Origin of the sequence: Actinomadura vinacea, assembly GCF_039532545.1 — a bacterium.
GTDB lineage: Bacteria > Actinomycetota > Actinomycetes > Streptosporangiales > Streptosporangiaceae > Spirillospora > Spirillospora vinacea.
In genome coordinates, this window is the sequence record NZ_BAAARW010000002.1 from 523,054 (window position 1) to 537,802 (window position 14,749).

Annotated in this window: 16 protein-coding genes; 14 read left to right on the top strand and 2 right to left on the bottom strand. The window is 74.6% G+C overall.

Annotation, left to right across the window (positions count from 1 at the left end; translation table 11 throughout):
* Positions 1-118 precede the first annotated feature (118 nt).
* The 13 genes from ABD340_RS04320 to ABD340_RS04380 all read left to right on the top strand — a co-directional run bounded on the left by ABD340_RS04320 (position 119) and on the right by ABD340_RS04380 (position 11,794).
* Positions 119-1,165: an alcohol dehydrogenase catalytic domain-containing protein gene (locus ABD340_RS04320; RefSeq protein ID WP_344587101.1), complete on the top strand. Its 1,047-nt coding sequence runs from the start codon at positions 119-121 to the stop codon at positions 1,163-1,165.
* 133 nt (positions 1,166-1,298) lie between these two features.
* Positions 1,299-2,282, top strand: coding sequence for a sigma-70 family RNA polymerase sigma factor (locus ABD340_RS04325; RefSeq protein WP_344587103.1), 984 nt, complete (start codon positions 1,299-1,301; stop codon positions 2,280-2,282).
* 140 nt (positions 2,283-2,422) lie between these two features.
* Complete coding sequence (locus tag ABD340_RS04330; RefSeq protein ID WP_344587104.1) at positions 2,423-3,205, top strand: CoA transferase subunit A; 783 nt, start codon at positions 2,423-2,425, stop codon at positions 3,203-3,205.
* The gene (locus ABD340_RS04335) at positions 3,205-3,888 is read left to right on the top strand and encodes a CoA transferase subunit B (protein ID WP_344587105.1); all 684 of its coding nucleotides are present in this window, start codon (positions 3,205-3,207) and stop codon (positions 3,886-3,888) included. Before ABD340_RS04330 ends, ABD340_RS04335 begins: the two co-directional genes overlap by 1 nt.
* Positions 3,885-4,547 carry a protocatechuate 3,4-dioxygenase subunit beta gene (pcaH, locus tag ABD340_RS04340; protein ID WP_344587106.1) on the top strand — a complete coding sequence of 221 codons (663 nt, stop codon included), beginning with the start codon at positions 3,885-3,887 and terminating at the stop codon, positions 4,545-4,547. Before ABD340_RS04335 ends, pcaH begins: the two co-directional genes overlap by 4 nt.
* Positions 4,547-5,095: a protocatechuate 3,4-dioxygenase subunit alpha gene (gene pcaG, locus ABD340_RS04345; RefSeq protein ID WP_344587107.1), complete on the top strand. Its 549-nt coding sequence runs from the start codon at positions 4,547-4,549 to the stop codon at positions 5,093-5,095. The genes pcaH and pcaG overlap by 1 nt, the downstream gene beginning before the upstream one ends.
* A complete protein-coding gene (gene pcaB / locus ABD340_RS04350) occupies positions 5,085-6,311 on the top strand; it encodes a 3-carboxy-cis,cis-muconate cycloisomerase (RefSeq protein WP_344587108.1) in 1,227 nt (408 codons plus the stop codon). Before pcaG ends, pcaB begins: the two co-directional genes overlap by 11 nt.
* Positions 6,308-7,075 (top strand): 3-oxoadipate enol-lactonase, encoded by a 768-nt coding sequence (gene pcaD / locus ABD340_RS04355; RefSeq protein ID WP_344587109.1) that lies wholly within the window; start codon positions 6,308-6,310, stop codon positions 7,073-7,075. Before pcaB ends, pcaD begins: the two co-directional genes overlap by 4 nt.
* Entirely contained in the window at positions 7,072-7,509 is a 438-nt protein-coding gene (gene pcaC, locus ABD340_RS04360; protein WP_344587110.1) for a 4-carboxymuconolactone decarboxylase, read from the top strand. Before pcaD ends, pcaC begins: the two co-directional genes overlap by 4 nt.
* 14 nt (positions 7,510-7,523) lie before the next feature.
* Positions 7,524-8,375 (top strand): IclR family transcriptional regulator, encoded by an 852-nt coding sequence (locus ABD340_RS04365; protein WP_344587111.1) that lies wholly within the window; start codon positions 7,524-7,526, stop codon positions 8,373-8,375.
* Positions 8,376-8,450: 75 nt separating this feature from the next.
* On the top strand, positions 8,451-9,611 hold the full coding sequence (locus ABD340_RS04370; RefSeq protein ID WP_344587112.1) for a 4-hydroxybenzoate 3-monooxygenase: 1,161 nt from the start codon (positions 8,451-8,453) through the stop codon (positions 9,609-9,611).
* 114 nt (positions 9,612-9,725) lie between these two features.
* On the top strand, positions 9,726-10,847 hold the full coding sequence (locus ABD340_RS04375) for a serine/threonine-protein kinase (RefSeq protein ID WP_344587113.1): 1,122 nt from the start codon (positions 9,726-9,728) through the stop codon (positions 10,845-10,847).
* 332 nt (positions 10,848-11,179) lie between these two features.
* Entirely contained in the window at positions 11,180-11,794 is a 615-nt protein-coding gene (locus ABD340_RS04380) for a QsdR family transcriptional regulator (RefSeq protein ID WP_344587114.1), read from the top strand.
* A 28-nt stretch (positions 11,795-11,822) separates the two neighbouring features.
* Here ABD340_RS04380 and ABD340_RS04385 read toward each other — a convergent pair whose 3' ends face one another.
* Positions 11,823-12,350 carry a PadR family transcriptional regulator gene (locus tag ABD340_RS04385; protein WP_344587115.1) on the bottom strand — a complete coding sequence of 176 codons (528 nt, stop codon included), beginning with the start codon at positions 12,348-12,350 and terminating at the stop codon, positions 11,823-11,825.
* 103 nt (positions 12,351-12,453) lie between these two features.
* On the opposite strand from ABD340_RS04385, the gene ABD340_RS04390 reads away from it, so the two are divergent.
* Positions 12,454-13,821 (top strand): ABC1 kinase family protein, encoded by a 1,368-nt coding sequence (locus tag ABD340_RS04390; protein ID WP_344587117.1) that lies wholly within the window; start codon positions 12,454-12,456, stop codon positions 13,819-13,821.
* Between the two features lie 20 nt (positions 13,822-13,841).
* Here ABD340_RS04390 and ABD340_RS04395 read toward each other — a convergent pair whose 3' ends face one another.
* A complete protein-coding gene (locus ABD340_RS04395) occupies positions 13,842-14,684 on the bottom strand; it encodes a siderophore-interacting protein (RefSeq protein WP_344587118.1) in 843 nt (280 codons plus the stop codon).
* Positions 14,685-14,749: the final 65 nt, after the last annotated feature.

The following is a 14,749-nucleotide window of genomic DNA, read 5'->3' on the forward strand; positions in this document are numbered from 1 at the left end:
CGGGCCGGGAAGGGGGCCGCCGGCCGGGCTGCCGGCCGACCGCAACGGGCGTCCGGGCGGCTTCGAGTTCTGAGCCCCGGCCTGCGCTAGCGTTGCCGCTCCGGAAGGGAGCGTGATCATGCGGGCCGTGGTGTACGAGGCGTTCGGCGGGCCGATGGAGGTCAGGGAGGTCCCGGATCCGCCCGTCCCGGCGGGCGGCGCGGTGATCCGGGTCGAGGCCACGGGCGTGTGCCGCAGCGACTGGCACGGCTGGCAGGGCCACGATCCCGACATCCGGGCGTTCCCGCACGTGCCCGGGCACGAGCTGGCCGGCGTGGTGGAGGCCGTGGGCGACGGCGTCGCCCGATGGCGGCCCGGCGACCGCGTGACGGTGCCGTTCGTGTGCGCGTGCGGGCGGTGCGCGTCCTGCGCGTCCGGCGACCAGCAGGTGTGCGAGGAGCAGACCCAGCCCGGCTTCAGCCACTGGGGATCGTTCGCCGAACTGGTGGCGATCGGCGCCGCGGACGTCAACCTGGTCGGACTCCCGGACGGGACGCCTTACCCCACCGCCGCCGCGCTGGGCTGCCGGTTCGCGACCGCCTACCGCGCCGTCCTGGCCCGGGGCCGGGCGGCGCCGGGGGAGTGGGTCGCGGTGCACGGATGCGGCGGCGTCGGCCTGTCCGCCGTCATGATCGCGGTGGCGGCCGGGGCCAGGGTCGTGGCCGTCGACATCGCCGAAGGCGCCCTCGCCCTGGCCCGCGAACTGGGCGCCGCGGCGGCCGTGGACGCCTCCTCCGGCGACGCCGCGGCCGCCGTCCGGGAGATCACCGGCGGCGGGGCGCACGTCTCCCTGGACGCGCTGGGCGGTCCCGCCACCGCCCGCGCCTCGGTCGAGGGCCTGCGCCGCCGCGGTCGGCACGTGCAGGTCGGCCTGCTGCCGCCCGCGGCGGGCCGCGCGGACCTGCCGATGGAACGGGTGATCGCGCTGGAACTGGAGATCCTCGGCAGCCACGGGATGGCCGCGCACGCCTACGGGCCGATGCTGGAGCTCGTGCGGGCCGGGACGCTGCGCCCCGACGCACTGGTGGGCCGGATCGTCGGGCTGGCGGACGCCCCGGCGGCGCTGGCGGGCATGGGCACGGGCACGGGCGGCACCGCCGGGATGACGGTGGTCGTTCCGCGCTGAACCCCGGCCGGCCCGCCCGCCCCTGATTTCGCAGGTCAAGGGCCTATGATGTGGCTTCGCGCAAGTTCTGTCGGTGGCGTCGCTTACCGTCGGAGGACGGCTCAGCCCGCCGCCCCGACGAAGGTGACGACCCATGGCGAACAGCACGATCGAGCAGGAACAGGACTTCCAGCGGCTCGCCGACCCGTACCGGCGGGAGCTGCTGGCGCACTGCTACCGGATGCTCGGCTCCATCCACGACGCCGAGGACCTGGTGCAGGAGACCTACCTGCGGGCCTGGCGGTCCTACGGCAACTTCGAGGGCCGCTCGTCGCTGCGCACCTGGCTCTACCGGATCGCGACCAACTGCTGCCTGACCGCGATCGACCAGCGCGGCAACCGGCCGATGCCCTCCGGCCTCGGCGCGCCCAGCGACGAGCCCGAGCGCCCGGTCGTGGCCGCGCCCGAGGTGCCCTGGCTGGAGCCCGTCCCCGACACGGTGCTCGGCGGCGACGCCGCCGATCCCGCCACCATCGTGGCCTCCCGCGAGACGACCCGGCTGGCGTTCGTCGCCGCGCTCCAGCACCTGCCGCCCAACCAGCGCGTCGTGCTGATCCTGCGGGACGTCCTGAAGTGGAAGGCGGCCGAGGTCGCCGAGCTGCTGGAGATCTCCATCGCGTCCGCCAACAGCGCGCTGCAGCGTGCCCGCGCCCAGCTCGAGAAGGTCGCCCCCAGCGAGGACGAGCTGGTCGAGCCCGCCGACCCCGGCCAGCGCGAGCTGCTCGACCGCTACGCCTCCCTGTTCGAGAACGCCGACATCAAGGGCTTGGTCGAGCTGTTCAAGGAGGACGCGGTCTGGGAGATGCCGCCGTTCCCCGAGTGGTTCGTCGGCCGCGACGCGATCGCCCGCCTCATCATCGCCCAGTGCGGCCCCGAGCCCGGCGACCTGCGCCTGGTCCCGACCGCGGCCAACGGCCAGCCCGCGTTCGGCCTGTACAAGCGCGATGAGGACGGTGTGCACCGCCCGTACCAGATCCAGGTCCTCACCATCACCCCCGACGGGATCACCCGCGCGTCGATCTTCTTCGATACCACGCTGTTCCCGAAGTTCGCCCTCCCGGAGAACGCTCCCGCCTGACCCCGCGGCGCCCGCCGGCCGAGGTTTCCATTGGGCGGAAACTCGGGCCTGTCAGCGGGGGTGACGAGTGCCAGGGTGGGGGAGATCCAGTTCCCCGGGGCGGCAAGGCCGCGGGGGCGGGAGGGGAGGCGCACCCAGGTATGGACAAGGTCGTGGCCACGGCGGCGGAGGCCGTCGCCGACATCGCCGACGGGGCGTCGCTGGCCGTCGGCGGGTTCGGGCTCTGCGGGGTCCCGGCGGTGCTCATCAACGCCCTGTACGACCGGGGCTCCGGCGGGCTGACGGTCGTCTCCAACAACTGCGGGCTGGACGGCCGCGGGCTGGGACGGCTGCTGGGCGCCGGGCGGATCGCGCGGGCGATGGGCTCCTACATCGGCGACAACAAGGAGTTCGCCCGCCAGTACCTGAACGGGGAGCTCGAGGTCGAGCTGATGCCGCAGGGCACGCTGGCCGAGCGGATGCGGGCCGGCGGCGCCGGGATCCCCGCGTTCTACACGCCCGCGGGCGTCGGCACGCTGGTCGCGCAGGGCGGGCTGCCCTGGCGGTACGCGCCCGACGGCAGCGTCGCGGTGGCCTCGCCCGCCAAGGAGGTGCGGGAGTTCGGCGGCCGCGAGCACGTCCTGGAAGAGGGCATCACCACCGACTTCGCCCTGGTCCGCGCGGCCCGGGGCGACCGGCACGGCAACCTGGTGTTCGACAAGGCCGCCCGCAACTTCAACCCGCTGTGCGCGATGGCCGGCCGGATCACCCTGGCCGAGGTCGAGGAGCTGGTCGAGCCGGGCGTCCTCGACCCCGACGCGGTGCACCTGCCCGGCGTGTTCGTGCAGCGGGTGGTGCGGTTGACGCCGGAGCAGGCGGCGGACAAGCCGATCGAGCGGCGTACGGTGTCCGCGCCCGCGGCGCGCGGGACGGGGGAGGGCTGATGGCCTGGTCCAGGGACGAGATCGCGGCGCGCGCGGCGGCCGAGCTGCCCGACGGCGCCTACGTCAACCTCGGGATCGGGCTGCCGACGCTGATCCCCGGGCACGTCCCGGCGGGGCGCGAGGTCGTGCTGCACGCGGAGAACGGCGTGCTCGGCGTGGGCCCCTACCCGGCGGAGGACGAGGTCGACCCCGACCTGATCAACGCCGGCAAGGAGACGGTCACCGTGCTGCCGGGGGCGGCCTGCTTCGACTCCGCGCTGTCGTTCGGCATGATCCGCGGCGGCCACATCGACATCGCGGTCCTGGGCGCCATGCAGGTCTCGGCCCGCGGCGACCTGGCCAACTGGTCGGTGCCCGGCAAGATGATCAAGGGCATGGGCGGGGCGATGGACCTGGTGCACGGGGCCGGCCGGGTGATCGTGGTGATGAACCACACCGGCCGGGACGGCGCCCCGAAGATCGTGAACGAGTGCGATCTGCCGCTGACCGGGACCGGCTGCGTCGATCTGATCATCACCGAGCTGGGCGTGCTGGAGGTGACCGGTGAGGGCCTGCTGCTGGTGGAGACCGCGCCGGGCGTCCCGGTCGAGGAGGTCCGCGCCCGTACCGAACCCGAAGTGAAGATCGCGCCCGCCGCCGGCGGCGCCGCGGCGGAGACCGACGAAGAAGGGGCCCGGGCATGACACACCCCCCGTACCTGTATCCCCGCTACAAGAGCACCGTGCTGCGGGCGCCCGCCCAGGAGCCGGTGATGCCCAAGCTGGGGCCCGACAGCGTCGAACTCACCTCCCCGGTGTTCGGGCACGAGGAACTGCATCCGCTGGACGCCGACCTCACCCGGCGGCACGCGGGCGAGCCGCAAGGCGAGCGGATCATCGTGGCCGGCCGCGTGCTGGACCGCGCGGGCCGCCCCGTGCGCGGGACGCTGGTGGAGGTCTGGCAGACGAACGCGGCGGGCCGCTACGCGCACGCCGGTGACCTGCACCCCGCGCCGCTGGACCCGAACTTCACCGGCGCGGGCCGCTGCCTCACCGACGACGAGGGCCGCTACCGCTTCGTCACGATCAAGCCGGGCGCCTACCCGTGGCGCAACCATCCCAACGCCTGGCGGCCCGCGCACATCCACTTCTCGGTGTTCGGCACGGCGTTCACCCAGCGGCTGGTCACCCAGATGTACTTCCCGGGCGACCCGCTGTTCGCCTACGACCCGATCATGCAGTCCGTCCCCGAGCAGGACCGAGACCTCCTGGTCGCCCGGTTCGACATGGACACCACCGAGCCGGAGTGGGCGCTGGGCTACCAGTGGGACATCGTGCTCGGCGACACCCCGGTGGAGGCGTGATGACCGAGCTTTCCCCGACGCCCTCGCAGACCGTCGGCCCCTTCTTCGGGTACGCGCTGCCCTACGCGGCCGGCCCGCGGCTCGTCCCCGGCTGGCGGTCCGGCGCGATCACGGTGCGCGGCCGGATCCTGGACGGCGCCGGCGATGCCGTGCCCGAAGCGCTGGTGGAGATCCGGCAGGCCGACGGCTCGGGCGAGATCCCGCGGCGGCCGGGCGGGCTGGTGCGCGACGGGCACGGCTTCTCCGGCTACGGCCGGTGCGCCACCGACGCCGCGGGCGGTTACTGGTTCAGCACGCTCAGGCCCGCCGCGGTCGGCGCGGACGCCCCCTACATCGCGGTGCTGGTGTTCGCCCGCGGCCTGCTCAAGCCGGTGTTCACCCGGCTGTACTTCCCCGAGGACACCGCCGCGCACGGCACCGACCCGCTGCTGGCCCAGGTGCCGGGGGAGCGGCGCGATACGCTGATCGCCGAGCGTGAGGGGGACGGCGTGTACCGTTTCGACGTCCGCCTCCAGGGCGAGCGGGAGACGGTCTTCCTTGCGGTCTGAGGTCTCGCCGGGCGCCGTGGTCTCGCCCGACGCGGGGCTGCTGTCGCCGGTCCGGGCCGGTACGGAGGCCGAGGCGGCCACCGGTGACCGGGCCTACCTGGCGGCGCTGCTGGACGCCGAGGCGGCGCTGGCCCGGGCGCAGGCCCGGCTGGGGATCGTGCCCGAGGAGGCCGCCGCGGCGATCGTGCGGGCGGCGGTGCCGGACCGGTTCGACCTGGTCGACCTGGCCCGCCGCGCGCGCGGCGCGGGCAACCCGGTGGTGCCGCTGGTCGCCGCGCTGCGCGAGCTGGCGGGCCCGGCGGGCGGGCATGTGCACCGCGGCGCGACCAGCCAGGACATCGTCGACACCGCCGCCATGATCGTCGCGACCCGGGCCAGGCGCGTCGTCCTGGGCCGGCTCGACCAGGCGATGGACGCGCTGGCCGGGCTCGCGGCCCGGTACCGCGACACGCCGGTCGCGGCCCGCACGCTCGGCCGCCAGGCCGTCCCCACGACGTTCGGGGCGAAGGCGGGGGGCTGGCTGCTGGGCGTGCTGGAGGCGCGGGAGCGGCTGGCCGCGGTGCCGCTGCCCGCGCAGCTCGGCGGCGCGGCGGGCACCCTCGACGGGTACGGCGCGCACGCCCTCGACCTGCCGGACGTGTTCGCCGACGAGGCCGGGCTGGACCGTCCCGCCGCGCCCTGGCACACCCGCCGCACGCCGGTGGCCGAGCTTGGGTCGGCGCTGGCGCTGGCCGCCGGGGCGCTCGGCAAGTTCGCCACCGACGTGGTGCTGCTCGCGCAGAGCGAGGTGGACGAGGTCGCCGAGCCCGCCGCACCGGGCCGGGGCGGGTCGTCGGCGATGCCGCACAAGCGGAACCCGGCGCTGGCCACGATGATCCGCTCGGCGGCGCTGCAGGTGCCCGCGTACGCGCAGGTGCTGCTGGCGTCCCTGGCCGCGCCGCACGAGCGGCCGGCGGGGGAGTGGCACGCCGAGTGGCAGCCGCTGCGCGAGTGCCTGCGGCTGACCGGCGGCGCGGCGGAGACGGCCGCGGAACTGGCCGGGGGCCTGGAGGTGCGCCCGGAGCGGATGGCCGCCAATCTCGCCGGCCTGCTGGAGATCCTCAAAGAGCACGGGCACGGCTCCGGCGGGCCGGGCGCTGCCCCCGAGCTCGCCGACCGCGCCGTCGCCGCCTACCGTGCGAGCCGGGCGGGCCGCCCACAGAACGGAGGAGCATGATCCTGCACCATCGACTCGACGGCCCCGGCGACGCGCCCGTGGTGGTCCTCGGCCCGTCCGTGGGCACCGGCATCGAGCTGTGGGACCCGGTGCTGCCCCAGCTGGCGGAGCGGTGGCGGGTGCTCCGGTACGACCTGCCGGGACACGGCGGATCGCCCACCCCGGCCGAAGGCTTCACCGTGGAGAACATCGCCGGGGCGCTCGCCGGGCTGCTGGACGCGCTGGAGATCCGGCAGGCCGCCCACGCCGGGGTGTCGATGGGCGGGGCGGTCGGCACCGCGCTGGCGCTCAACGCCCCCGATCGCGTCGGCGCCCTCGTCCTGATCTGCACCTCGCCGCGGTTCGGCCCGCCGGAGCAGTGGTGGGAACGGGCGGAACTGGTGCGCCGCGAGGGTGTCGGGCCGGTGGCCGCGATGGCGGCGCAGCGGTGGTTCGCGCCGGGCTTCACCGGCGGCGGGCCGTACCTGCGGATGCTGCGCGCGACCGATCCCGAGGGCTACGCGGCGTGCTGCGACGCCCTGGCGCTGTTCGACGCGACCGCGCGGCTGCCCGAGATCTCCGCGCCCACGCTGGTGATCGCGGGCGCGGCGGACGCGGCCACCCCGCCGGAGGGCCACGCCGACCGGCTGGCCGCCGGAATCCCGGGCGCCGAACTGACCGTCGTGGAAGGCGCCGGGCACCTGGCGGTGGCCGAGCGGCCGGGGCCGGTCGCCGCGGCGATCACCGCGCACCTGGACCGCACCTGGAAGGGATCGCCCCGGTGAGCGAGCGGACGCGCCGGACCGGTGACGAGCACCGGCACGCCGAGGGCATGAAGGTGCGCCGCGAGGTGCTCGGCGACGCCCACGTCGACCGCGCCCGGGACCGCACCACCGGGTTCACCGCCGACTTCCAGGACATGATCACCCGGTACGCCTGGGGCGAGATCTGGACCCGGCCGGGGCTGGACCGCAGGACCCGCAGCTGCGTCACCCTGACCGCCCTGGTCGCGCTGGGCCACCTGGACGAGCTGGCCATGCACGTGCGTGCCGCGCTCCGCAACGGCCTCACCCCCGACGAGATCAAAGAGGTCCTGCTGCAGACGGCCGTCTATTGTGGAGTCCCCGCGGCGAACTCGGCCTTCGCCGTGGCGCAGCGGGTGCTGGACGAACTGGACGAAGAAGCCGCGGGGGAGCAGAGGCCGACCGGACCGGGGTGACGATGCCAGAGCGCGTGCCAGACCGGGTGCCAGACCGGATGCCGGGCCGCGGCCGTCCGCCGAGCGTGGCGGGCAAGGTGATGGCGATCCTGGACGCGTTCGCGCTCGGCGGCGTCCGGCTCAACCTGAGCGAGATCTGCCGGCGCGCCGGGCTGCCGCTGGCCACCGGGCACCGCCTGGTCGGCGAGCTGGTGGCGGGCGGCTTCCTGGAACGGGTGCCGGACGGCACGTACCGCATCGGCACCCGGCTCTGGCGGATCGGCAGCCAGGCCCCGGCCGTCACCGGGCTGCGCGAGCTGGCCCTGCCGCACATGGAGGACCTGTACGAGGCCACGCACGACAACGTGCAACTGGCCGTGCTGCGCGACGGCCGGGCGCTGTTCGTGGAGCGGCTGCGCGGCACCCGGTCGGTGCCGACGGTCACACAGGTCGGCAACACCCTCCCGCTGCACACCACCGGCGTGGGCAAGGTGCTGCTGGCGTACGCGCCCGAGGACGTCCGAGAGGAGATCCTGGCCGCCGGCCTGCCCCGGCACGCGGCCCGCACCATCACCGATCCCGGCGAGCTGCGCCGCTGCCTGGAGCAAGTGCGCCGCAACGGGTTCGCGCTGACCCGGGACGAGATGACGACGGGGGCCGCTTCGGCGGCCGCGCCGGTGCGGGACGGCCGGGGCGCGGTCGTGGCGGCGCTGTCGCTGGTGTCCCGGACACGCAGCGCCGACATGCGCAGGCTGCTGCCGCCGCTGGCCACCGCGGCCCGCGCGCTGTCCAGGGACGTCGCCGTGCACTGGCGCGGCGGCTCGGGCGGGGAGCCGGGGCCCCGGCCCGACGACCTGCCTTCCGATGAACGGAAAGTCAGCCCCTGAGCCTGCGCCGATGCCCGCGAGGATCGTTCGGGACAAGCCCGGACCGGGAGCAGCTCGGGAGCAGGAGGAGGCACCATGCGCACCCAGGTCGCGATCGTGGGCGGAGGGCCGGCGGGACTGCTGCTGTCGCACCTCCTGCACCGGCAGGGCATCGCCTCGGTGGTGCTGGAGAGCCGCGACCGCCGGTACGTCGAGCACCGGCAGCGCGCCGGGATGCTGGAGCAGGGCACCACCGACGTGCTGCGCGGCAGCGGCGTGGGGGAGCGGCTCGACCGCGAGGGCCTGGTGCACCACGGGCTGGAGCTGCGGTTCGGCGGCACCGGGCACCGGATCCCGCTGACCGGGCTGACCGGCCGCACGGTGACCGTCTACGCCCAGACCGAGATCGTCAAGGATCTGGTCGCCCGCCGGCTGGCCGACGGCGGCGACGTCCGGTTCGAGGCGCGGGTCGTGGAGATCGACCCGGCGGCGGCCGGCGTCACCTACGTCCAGGACGGCCGCACCCGTACGCTCGAGTGCGACTACGTCGCCGGGTGCGACGGCTTCCACGGGGTGAGCCGGCCGGCGGTGCCGGGCCTGCGGACCTTCGTCCGGGACTATCCGTTCGCCTGGCTGGGCGTGCTGGCCGACGTGCCGCCGTCCACCGACGAGCTGATCTACGCCAACCACGACCGCGGCTTCGCCCTGCACAGCCTGCGCTCGTCCAAGGTCAGCCGGCTCTACCTCCAGGTGGCGCCGGACGAGGACCTGGCCGCCTGGCCGGACGCGCGGATCTGGAGCGAGCTGGCCGCCCGGTTCGCCACCGGCGACGGCTGGGAGCTGCGCGAGGGCCCGATCACCGACAGGGCGATCACCCCGATGCGCAGCTTCGTGGCCGAGCCGATGCGGCACGACCGGCTGTTCCTGGCCGGGGACGCCGCGCACATCGTCCCGCCGACCGGGGCCAAGGGCCTCAACCTCGCGGTGTCGGACGTGACCATGCTGGCCGCGGCGTTCACCGAGCGCTACGCCTCCGGCTCGGAGGCGCCGCTGGACGGCTACTCCGCGTCCTGCCTGCGCCGGGTGTGGCGGGCCGAGCACTTCTCGTACTGGATGACGACGCTGCTGCACGCCGACCCGGCGGCCGACGACTTCGCCCGCCGCCTCCAGCGCTCGCACCTGGAGTACGTGGTGTCCTCCGAGGCCGCCGCGACCTCGTTCGCGGAGAATTACGTGGGCCTTCCCGCGGCACCGTGACCTCGGGTTGACCCGATTCCCCTAATGTCGTGATCGCAGGGCGCGCCGGGCAGCGCGGCCCTGGAGCCGTGCCGCATCTTCGGGGGCACGCGATCACCTTGGAGCGGGGGCGGGATGAGCGAGGACGGGGCGCCGCTCGGCAGCCGGTACCGCTTGGACGAGCCGATCGGCGAAGGCGGCATGGGCGTGGTGTGGCGCGGCCACGACCATGCCAGTGGCGATGTGTACGCGATCAAGCTGCTGCGGCCGGAACTGGCCGGGGATCCGGCGGCGCTCACCCGGTTCGTGCGCGAACGCAACGCGCTGATCCGGCTGCGCCATCCGGGGATCGTCGCGGTGCACGACATGATCGTCGAGGGGGACCGGCTGGCGCTGGTCATGGACCTGGTCCGCGGTGAGGACCTGCGCGGCTACCGGCTGCGCCGCGGCGGGAAGCTGCCCCCCGTCGATTCCGCCTGGCTGATGGCGCAGATCTGCGCGGCGCTGGCCGCGGTGCACGGCGCGGACATGGTGCACCGCGACCTCAAGCCCGCCAACGTGCTGCTCGACCACGAGCGCCCCTCCTGGCCGGTGCGGCTGGCCGACTTCGGCATCTCCCGGGTCTTCGACGACACCACGGTCACCTCGGCGGGCCGGATCACCGGGACCCCCGCCTACCTGGCGCCCGAGACGCTGGAGGGGCATCCGTTCGGGCCCGCCGCCGACGTCTACGCGGCCGGGGTCACCCTGTACGAGCTGGTCGCGGGCCGGGTTCCTTTCCGCGGCGAGCATTTCGGCGCGGTGATGAACGCGCACCTGACCAAGGCACCCGAGCCGGTCGCGGGGCTGCCGGCGGCGCTGTGGTCGGTGATCGAGGGCTGCCTGGCCAAGGACCCCGGGGAGCGTCCGGACGCCGAGACGCTCGGCCACCGGCTGCTGGACTTCACCGAGACCGCCCGGACGGGGCGGCTCCTGCTGTCCCTGCCGGACGGACCGGCCGGCGGGCCGCGGCGGGCGGCGCCGTCCTCGCAGCCTTCGCTTCCGTCGCCCTCCAGCGGCACCGGGCCCGGCACCGGGCAGGGCGGCGTGCGGGACACGGACGAGAGCGCCGCCGAGGGCACCGAAGAGAGGTCGGGCGGGGCCAGGGACGCGGTGGGCGCGCCCGCGCCGTCCCGGCGGCGATGGCTCGTGGTGACGGCCGCCGTGGTGGCGGCGCTGGCCGTCGTCGGCGCGGCCGCCTTCGTCGCGTTCGCCTGACCGCCTTTTCCCGCGTTTCCCGCCCGGCCTTTCCGGTACGTCCGGGCACGCCTTCCTCCGCGCACTGGCCGAGAAGGCGGTCAGCTCCGGCACGCTGACCAGCCCGTTCAAGCTGGACGCCTTCCTGCGGGCGGCCAGCCGGTCGCTGGCCGTGGACTCCGGGACCGAGTTCGGCACGCTGCGGGCGCTGGCGACGCGGCTGGCGTCCCCCGGAAGCGCCGTGCTGACGGCCGTGCTGACCGCGTGCGGAGCCGCCGTCAAGCAGCCTGCACACCGGGCGACCTTTGCTTTTTCCCTCGGCCGAGCCCGCCGGACTGTGCGATGCTTTGCGGGTGAGTCGGGTTCGACGCGCCTCGGTCACAGGCGACCGGAGTGCCGGCGGCGGACGCGCGGCAGGGCCGGACGCGGCCGTCGCCGCGGCCATCGCGCACTACCTGGCGGGCGACCCGATCGACATGTCGGCGCTCGCGGCCGAACTGGGGGTCGGCCGCGCCACCCTCTACCGCTGGGTCGGCGGGCGCGAGCAGCTGCTCGGAACGGTCCTGGCGGAGATGACCGAGGCCACCTACCGGGTCGCGTTGCGCGAGGTGCGCGGCAGCGGCCCAGAGCGGCTGCTCGACGCGCTCGACCGGTTCATGCGGGCGGTGGTGGACGCCGCGCCGCTCAAGGCGTTCACCGAGCGCGAGCCGAGGCTGTTCGTCCGGCTGGCCACCACGCCGGGGCCGGTCGAGGAGCGCGCCATCGCGCTGCTCACCCGCGAGCTGCAGCGGGAGATCGACCGCGGCGCCCTGCGCGTGGCGCTGCCCACCCGCACCCTGGCGCAGGCGATCGTCCGGATCTCCGACTCCTTCATGTACGCGCACTACCTGGGCGGCGGCGAGCCGGAGATCGAGACCGCGCTGGAGGTCATCGAGTTGCTGCTGCGCCCGTCCGGCGACGCCGCCTGAGGCGGTTCGTGACACGGCCTGAGGCGGTTCAGCGCTGCCGCTCCCCTACCTGCTGGACGGCCCACTCCAGCCACTCGCGGCGCATCTGGGTGTAGCGCCGGCCGTATTCGAGCGCGACCCGGCCGTAGCTCGACAGGTTGCCGTCGTCCCAGGGGACCCTCCGCTCGACCCCGTCCAGTTCCTCCTCCCAGCCGCCCACGTGCTCGGCCTGCTTGCGCAGGTATGCGACGGCCTGCTCGGGCTCCAGCTGGCCGAGGAAGAAGACCCGCAGAAGCGCCTCGTCCCGGCGGACGTTGCGCGGCTCGGTCTCCAGCAGCCACTGCCGCAGCTCCGCCCGGCCGGCTTCGGTGATCCCGTACGCCTTGCGTCCGCGCGGCCCCTCCTCCAGGACCTCGATGAAGCCGTCGGCGGTCAGCTTGCCGAGCTCGCCGTAGATCTGGCTCTGGGTGCCCACCCACACGTTGGCGAGGGAGATCTCGAACGTCTTCAGCAGGTCGTAGCCGCTGGCGCGGTCAAGCTCGGCCAGCAGCCCCAGCACGGCATGGCGAAGGCTCATTTTCCGAAGTATATCTATCGATGATGACATGTCATTAGTGACATGTCAGAAGGTGAACGCGGAGCACTTACGGACGCCGTCCAATGCTGGTAGTACTGAATGCGTGAGCGAAATCCCCCGCCGTGCCGTGACGCGTGGTGCCAAGCTGGCCACGCTCCCCCTGGGATTCGCCGGGCGGACCGCGCTCGGCCTGGGCAAGCGCACCTTCGGACGGCCCGCCGAGACCGTGGCGCTGGAGGTCCAGCGGCGCACCGCCGACCAGCTCTTCCGGGTGCTCGGCGAGCTCAAGGGCGGCGCGATGAAGGTCGGCCAGCTGCTGTCGATCTTCGAGGCGGGGCTGCCCGAGGAGGTGGCGGGACCCTTCCGCGCCAGCCTCACCAGGCTGCAGGAGGCCGCGCCGCCGATGCCGGCGGTGACCGTGCACAAGGTCATGGCCGAGGGCCTGGGGAAGGAGTGGCGGGAGCGCTTCGCCGAGTTCGACGACCGGCCCGCCGCGGCGGCGTCCATCGGCCAGGTGCACAAGGCGGTCTGGCACGACGGCCGCACCGTCGCCGTCAAGGTGCAGTATCCGGGCGCCGGCAAGGCCCTGATGAGCGACTTCAACCAGATCTCCCGGCTCAGCCGGATGATCAACCCGCTGTTCCCCGGCGTCGAGGTCAAGCCCCTCGTGGCCGACCTCAAGCGGCGCCTGGAGAAGGAGCTCGACTACGACGACGAGGCCCGCGCCCAGGCCGCCTTCCACGCCGCCTACGCCGGCGACCCCGACTTCGCCGTTCCCGCCGTGGTGGCCCAGTCGGGCCACGTGCTGGTCACCGAGTGGCTGGACGGCACCCCGATGTCCAAGGTGATCGCCGACGGCCCGCAGGAGCTGCGCGACCGGGCGGGACTGCTGCTGTTCCGGTTCCTGCTGTCCGGCCCGGCGCGCTGCGAGATGATCCACATCGATCCGCATCCGGGCAACTTCCGGATGCTGGACGACGGCCGGCTCGGGGTCATGGACTTCGGCGGCGCCGCCCGCGTCCCGGCCGAGCTGCAGTGGTCGATCGGGCGGCTGCTGCGGATCGGCACGCTCGGCACCCCCGAGGAGATGGTCGAGGCGATGCGCGAGGAGGGCTTCCTGGCCCCCGAGGGCGAGGTCGACCCCGAGCAGCTGGCCGCGCTGGTGTCCGCGCACGCCTTCCCGTTCTCCACCGAGCGGTTCCGCTACACCCGCGAGTGGATGCGCCAGGAGACCGCCCGCGGCTTCGGCGTCGCCACCGACATGCGGCCCGGCGGGCTGGCCCGGCACCTGCGGGTGCCGCCGCAGTACATGGCCGTCACCCGCGCGCTGACCGGCTGCGGCGGCGTGCTGTGCCAGCTGGAGGCCGAGGGCGCCTTCCGCGCCGAGGCCGAGCGCTGGCTGCCCGGCTTCGCCGCGGGCGACGCCGACGGCGCCCTCCCCGGACCGGCCGAGGGCGAGGCCACCGCCTGAGCGGTGGCGATCGGCCGCCGTCAGGCCAGGGCCTTGGCCTCTTCCTCCTCCACCTGGCGGTTCCATTCGCGCTTGGACGACCGCCAGCCGTCCTCGTCCCGGCCGCGCCGCCAGTAGCCGGAGATCGACAGCCGCTCCATCGGCAGGCCGCGCTCGACCCGCAGATGGCGGCGCAGCCGCTTCACGAAGTTCGCCTCGCCGTGCACGAACGCGTGCACGTCCCCCTTGGGGAACTCCAGCCCCTGCACCGCAGGCACGAGGGCGTCGCCGACCTGGCCGCCGTCGCGGTGCAACCAGACGATCTCGGCGTCGCCCGGGGTGGGGAGGTCCTGCCGCTCCTCCGCTCCCGCGACCTCCAGCAGGACCCGGACCGGGGCGCCCTCCGGGACGCGTGCGAGCGAGGCCCCGATCGCCGGCAGCGCGCTCTCGTCGCCCACCAGCAGGTGCCAGTCCGCGTCCGGGCTGGGCGCGTACGCCCCGCCCGGCCCCATGAACCGCAGCACGTCGCCCGGCCGCGCGGCCGCGGCCCAGGGGCCGGCGAGGCCCTCGTCCCCGTGGTAGACGAAGTCGATGGTCAGCTCGACCGCCTCGGGGTCCCAGGCGCGCACGGTGTAGGTGCGGGTGGCGGGCCACTGCTCGCGCGGCAGCTCGGCGCGGATCGTCTCCATGTCGAACGGCTCGGGGTAGGTCACCCCCGGCTGCGGGAAGAGCAGCTTGACGTAGTGGTCGGTGTACTCTCCCGCGCCGAAGCCCGCCAGGGTCCCGCCGCCGAGCACCACCCGGATCATGTGCGGGGTCAGCCGCTCGGTGCGCAGCACCGTGCCGGTGTTCAGCGGACGCCTGCGCGCCGGCTCGTTCGCCATAGGTCCCTCCGATCACGCGTTATTAGGTAAGCCTAACCTCCCAGGGGGTGGTGTTGTCGAGATCC